Origin of the sequence: Protofrankia sp. Cr1 (genome assembly GCF_963555865.1) — a bacterium.
Classification (GTDB): Bacteria; Actinomycetota; Actinomycetes; order Frankiales; family Frankiaceae; genus Protofrankia.
In genome coordinates, this window is sequence record NZ_CAUVXO010000083.1 from 15,833 (window position 1) to 16,870 (window position 1,038).

The following is a 1,038-nucleotide window of genomic DNA, read 5'->3' on the forward strand; positions in this document are numbered from 1 at the left end:
CTACCGGAGCCCGGGCCGACCGGGTACGCGCCGTCGTCGACGACGTGACCGCGGCACCGCGCCTGTCCAGCGCCATGATCTCCGTCGTGGCCGGTCGGCTGAGCGAGCTGATCCCCAGACGGTGACCGATGCGCTCCGCGCCCGGGCGAGGGCCGTTCAGGCCTTCTCGCAGGACTTCTCCCCGACCTTCCTGCACACCTCCCGCACACCGTCGTAGGCGGCGTCGTCGAGGGGCCCGAAACCGTACGAAAATCCGTCGGCGATGAGACATGCACCCTCGCAGAACCCGTTCGCCCGCAGGTAGTCGGCACTGGACTTCTTTTGTAATGCCGTAACCATCTGGTCGCGCAGCTTCGCCGGCAGGCTTTCGAGAATCACTAAAGGACCGCTGGGAATTGGATCGGATCTCCAGACAACCTTGATCTCGCCGGGCTTGATCTGCTTCTGTTCCAACAGTCGGAGGTCCATTATCGCGTTGTAAGCAAATCCGGCGTCACACTGTCCGGTCGCCACCGCGATTCCCGAGAGGTCATGTGCACGCATAAATTGTGGGTCGACATCCCGCTCCACCGAGATGCCCACGTCCAGTAACGCAGCTTTCGGATACAGGTATCCGGATGCGGAGTTCTCGTCGACGAAACAGATCTTCTTGCCGCGAAAATCGGCGAGAGTACTGATCGAGGAATCGGCGCGGGTGATGCCGTAGGACTGATATTTGGGAAGGTCTCCCTGCTGGGTGACCCGGGCCACGACGGCAGTGATCCGGGCACCCTGGTGTTTGGCGAGCACATATGAGAACGGTCCCAGCTCGGCTATCTGGACCTTTCCGGTGCGGACGCCCTCGATGACCTCCGCGTAGTCGTGCGCCTCCCGGAATCGGATCTTCCTGCCGGTCTCGTGCTCCAGCATTCTGAGGACTGGTTGGAAGGATTCCTCCAGCGGTCCGGGCCGCTGGCTGGGAATCGCCATGAAGATCAGAGGTTCGATGGTGCCGTCCCCCTTGGGAGACGGGGTACAGCCGGCCAGCAGGAGGAGAGC

The 1,038-nt window shown here is 62.5% G+C and carries 1 protein-coding gene; it reads right to left on the reverse strand.

The features are described from left to right. Window positions 1-156 precede the first annotated feature (156 nt). A partial coding sequence (locus U9980_RS09760; protein ID WP_322767634.1) for a phosphate/phosphite/phosphonate ABC transporter substrate-binding protein occupies window positions 157-1,038 on the reverse strand: 882 nt, incomplete at its 5' end.